The sequence below is a fragment of the Nocardia sp. NPDC060220 genome (genome assembly GCF_042727815.1).
GTDB lineage: Bacteria > Actinomycetota > Actinomycetes > Mycobacteriales > Mycobacteriaceae > Nocardia.
Genome location: NZ_JBHWZY010001143.1, coordinates 1 through 1764, shown reverse-complemented (window position 1 = coordinate 1764; position 1764 = coordinate 1). Strand labels below are relative to the sequence as shown.

At 66.9% G+C, this 1764-nt stretch carries 2 protein-coding genes and 1 pseudogene; 1 reads left to right on the top strand and 2 read right to left on the bottom strand.

Features of this window, described 5'->3' with window-relative positions:
• Positions 1–191 (top strand): annotated as a pseudogene (locus tag ACFWF3_RS34610) (DNA polymerase III); the annotation flags it as partial.
• Positions 192–222: 31 nt separating this feature from the next.
• Here the strand turns inward: ACFWF3_RS34610 and ACFWF3_RS34605 are convergent.
• Both ACFWF3_RS34605 and ACFWF3_RS34600 read right to left on the bottom strand, forming a co-directional pair.
• Complete coding sequence (locus tag ACFWF3_RS34605) at positions 223–1050, bottom strand: SDR family NAD(P)-dependent oxidoreductase (protein WP_379318265.1); 828 nt, start codon at positions 1048–1050, stop codon at positions 223–225.
• A gap of 120 nt (positions 1051–1170) precedes the next feature.
• On the bottom strand, positions 1171–1554 hold the full coding sequence (locus ACFWF3_RS34600) for a PaaI family thioesterase (protein WP_378988477.1): 384 nt from the start codon (positions 1552–1554) through the stop codon (positions 1171–1173).
• Between the last annotated feature and the right edge of the window lie 210 nt (positions 1555–1764).

Genomic DNA, 1764 nt, shown 5'->3' with positions numbered 1-1764 from the left:
CCAACGCCAAACAAGTCTTCGCCGAGTCCTACGACCTGCGACGACGCCCCGGCATGGACCACGCGCTCCGGATCGCCGACATCCCCCTCGAAGGCACCCATCACCGCGGTGACGACGACGCGTGGAACATCAGCGCGCTGGTCGTCGAGGTACTCGGCCGCGGCGGTTGGCGGGTCACCACCCTCGACTGATCCGAGGGCTACAGCCTCCGGAACTCGCGGATCACAGCCGAGCCAGCACTCTCACCGTTTCGTCGAAAAGCTTGATAGCCGCCGCGGAGTCGAAGGCAGGCCCCGCGGTGTCGAGCCGTGCGCCCTGCACGATCGCGACCAGTGGCTCCGTCGGCGGTTCATCCAGGACGCCCAGAATCGGACCGACCGCTTGATCGATCGATTGCGCTGTCGCGCGCATCGCCTCGACCCTCACTGCCATCTCCGCGTCATAGTCGCCCGACAGGCCGGTATCGACCACACCGGGGTGCAGCAGGACATAGCGCACGCGCGTCGAGGACGATCGGCGCGCGAACTCGATACCCAGTAGATCGTTGAGCTGTCCACCCTGGGACAGGGCACGCAACCCGTGGTAGTCACGCTCGAAACCCCAATCGTCCCAGCGGATCTCCTCGGTCCCGCTGCCTGGCCCCGCCACGTTCAAGACGACCGGGTCGACCGCGGAGTCGAACAGATCGATCAGTTCGTAGCTCAGCACGAAGCGACTCAGGTAGAACAAGGCGAAGGTGTATTCGAACCCCTCCACCGTGACCAGCCGCTCGGAGCGATAGTGCCGCGCGCACAGCACGAGGGCATCGAGTCGGGTGAAGTGGGCGCGCACGGACTCGATCGCCGTGCGCGTCTCGGCGATCGAGCTCAGGTCCGCCCGCACGAAATGCGCACGTCGGTCCGCGCCGATGGCCGCCGCCGCGGCGAGGAGGTCCGCACCCTTCGCCGGATCGCGCCCGATCACCACGACGGCATCGCCCTTGGCGAGTCGGTCCAGTGCGACCGCCCGCCCCAACCCGTCTGTCCCACCCGCGACTACAACGTGCTTCACAAGGACCGATGTTATCGATCCCGGTACGCCGATGCCACCGGACTCGTACAGAAAGCTGAACTCACAGGTTCAGACCGGAACGACGCCGAACCCGGCACGGCCGGGGGCTCCCATGGTCCGCTAGGCGGCGAGGTTCTGGAGGCGGACCTGGCCGCGGGCGACGGTGCGGCCTTCCGCGTCGGTGATGACGACGACCCAGAGCTGCTGGCTGCGGCCACGGTGAATGGGGGTGGCCTCGCCGGTGAGGACGCCCTCGCGGACCGCACGCAGGAAGTCGGTGTTGTTGTTGACGCCGACGACCGAACCACGCTCGCCGAACCAGACGCCGCCGCCGACACTCGCGAGAGTTTCGATGATGGTGCAGTAGACGCCACCGTTCTGGATACCCGCGGGCTGATGCAGTTCGGGACGCACCTGCCATTCACCGCGAACCCGGTCGGGGGTGACCTCGGTGTAGCGCAGGCCGATGAGGTCGGTGAAGGTGCCTTCGCTGGCCTTGGTCATCAACTCGGGGGTGACATCGGCCAGGGACAGGGGCGTTTCGCTCATACCGTCCGGTTTACACCATCCGAAACGGCGCTCAACAGCCGGTAAGACGTAGCGGCGGGCTCCGTCTCGAAAACGGAGCCCGCCGCGGCAGGATGGGGGGGTAGACCGCCGCCCGCGGGACCACCGGCGCATCCGTGAGCCGAGATAAGTGTAGGTAAGGCGTAA

What these genes read in the sequence shown, in the direction of transcription:
- ACFWF3_RS34600 (WP_378988477.1), bottom strand. Translation starts at nt 1,554, where the DNA reads ATGACCAAGGCCAGCGAAGGCACCTTCACCGACCTCATCGGCCTGCGC.